We start from the raw sequence: 1,798 nt of genomic DNA, 5'->3' as shown, positions 1-1,798 counted from the left end.
ACGCCACCCTGGTACGGGCGCCGGCCGGGCTGCGCGCCGCGGTGCCGGTGTTCGAGCCGCAGCCGCCGGCGCTGGAGGCGCTCAACCGGCGCGTGCGCGACGCCTTCGATCCCCGGGGCATCCTGTCGCCCGGCCGGATGACCGCCTGAAACAGGATCGGCAACCTCGGGCCTGATTGCGGGTTATGCTGAAGCGCGACACTTTCGGGGGAGCACCATGGGCATCATCATCACCATCATCATCGGCTTCGTGATCGGCCTGGTCGCGAAATTCCTGATGCCCGGGCGCGACCCGGGCGGGTTCATCATCACCATCCTGCTGGGCATCGCCGGGTCCTTCGTCGGCGGTTGGCTCGGGCAGCAGTTCGGGATCGCTCCGGAAGGCGGGTTCGGGAAGTTCGCCCTGGGCGTGGTCGGGGCGATCGTGCTGCTGATCATCTACCGCGTCATCGCCGGCCGCAGCAGCGCGGCCTGAGGCGGCCTGAGAGGGGGCGCGATCCTCGGGGACCGTGCCCTCCTTCCCTGCCTAAGGCGCCGCCTTCGCCAGATGCGCGTAGGGCTCGCCGCGGCGCGGCTGCAGCGCCTGCGCCGCATTGGTATCGGCGTGGCTGACCCGCATCAAGGTTGGCGTGCCGTCCGCCGCCAGCTCCACCGTCGCGAACACCATCTCGCCGCACGGCGCCGGCCAGCCGATCGGCCGAACCCCGGCCAGGGTGGTCGCGGCATAGGGCGAGCAGTCCGAGGCGATATCGACGCTGGCCCCCGCCGGCTTGCCGTCGACGAAGCGCCAGATCGCGACCTGCTTGCCGGCCTGGTCGTACACCGCCGACGGATCGCCGAAGCGGGCCTGCAGCGGGGCCAGCGCCGCCTTGGCCGTGCGCGGCCCGCTGGCGTCGAGGTGCAGGGTCTCGGCGACGGAGTATAGTTTGTTGCCCTGCTCGGGCGGGGTGAACTGCAGCAGCAGCGTGTCGCTGTCCGGCCGCGCTGCGGCCACCAGCCCGGTCCAGCGCGCCGCCTCGAAGGCCACGGCCTGGCCGGAATAGGCCGAGGCCTGCTGCGGCGTCTGCCCCAGCGCGATGTCCTGGATCACCAGCCCGCCGGCCGGTGCGGCGCCCGAAATGGCCGGCCCGGCCAGGAACAGGGCGACGGGCAGGGCGTGGCGCATCCGCATGATCTTCATCAACGGCCTCCTGTCTTCGGCGCCGTCTGCTGCGGCGCGTTCAGGCGAGCCTACTAACCCCCATGCCGGTTGACAATGCGGATCACAGTGTCCGCCGGGTTCCCTTCGCGCCGGGCCGCAGGCTAGTGTCGCGCAGCGATGGAGGGTTCGGGTGCAGACACATTTTTCGCTGGCGCAGCTGGCCGATGCCGACACGGCGGAATCGGAGAAGATCCTGCGCGCCTGCGTGCATTGCGGCTTCTGCCTCGCCACCTGCCCGACCTACCAGGTGCTGGGCGACGAGCTCGACAGCCCGCGCGGCCGCATCTACCAGATCAAGTCGATGCTGGAGACGGGCGGCCCGGCGCCGGCCAGCGTCGCCAAGCATCTCGACCGCTGCCTGTCCTGCCTCGCCTGCATGACCACCTGCCCGTCCGGCGTGCACTACATGCATCTGGTCGACCACGGCCGCGCGGTGGTGGAGGAGACCTATCGCCGGCCGCTGCGCGACCGCGCCCTCCGGGCGCTGCTGGCCACCATCCTGCCGCGGCCGCGGCTGTTCCGCCTGGCGCTGATCGGGGCCGGGCTGGCGCGGCCGGCGGCGCCGCTGCTGTCGCGCCGGCTGCGCGCGATGCTGGCC

Annotated in this window: 3 protein-coding genes; 2 read left to right on the top strand and 1 reads right to left on the bottom strand. The window is 71.9% G+C overall.

What is annotated here, in order from left to right; all coding sequences use genetic code 11:
* The first annotated feature begins 216 nt into the window (after positions 1-216).
* Complete coding sequence (locus AB4112_RS35945; RefSeq protein ID WP_309797773.1) at positions 217-474, top strand: GlsB/YeaQ/YmgE family stress response membrane protein; 258 nt, start codon at positions 217-219, stop codon at positions 472-474.
* 51 nt (positions 475-525) lie between these two features.
* On the opposite strand, the gene AB4112_RS35940 is transcribed toward AB4112_RS35945, so the two are convergent.
* Entirely contained in the window at positions 526-1,179 is a 654-nt protein-coding gene (locus tag AB4112_RS35940; RefSeq protein WP_441727253.1) for a hypothetical protein, read from the bottom strand.
* Positions 1,180-1,330: 151 nt separating this feature from the next.
* Between AB4112_RS35940 and AB4112_RS35935 the strand changes: the two genes are divergently transcribed.
* Positions 1,331-1,798: 4Fe-4S dicluster domain-containing protein (locus AB4112_RS35935; protein ID WP_441727251.1), on the top strand; the 468-nt coding region annotated here is incomplete at its 3' end.

The sequence above is a fragment of the Inquilinus sp. 2KB_23 genome (assembly GCF_052115705.1).
GTDB classification, from domain to species: Bacteria; Pseudomonadota; Alphaproteobacteria; order DSM-16000; family Inquilinaceae; genus Inquilinus; species Inquilinus ginsengisoli_A.
Note: the sequence above shows the minus strand (reverse complement) of the source record. Positions and strands in the feature narration are given on the sequence as shown.

Bases quoted from the DNA above. Each gene is read 5' to 3' on its own strand.
- AB4112_RS35945 (WP_309797773.1), top strand. From the start codon at position 217: ATGGGCATCATCATCACCATCATCATCGGCTTCGTGATCGGCCTGGTC.
- AB4112_RS35940 (WP_441727253.1), bottom strand. From the start codon at position 1,179: ATGAAGATCATGCGGATGCGCCACGCCCTGCCCGTCGCCCTGTTCCTG.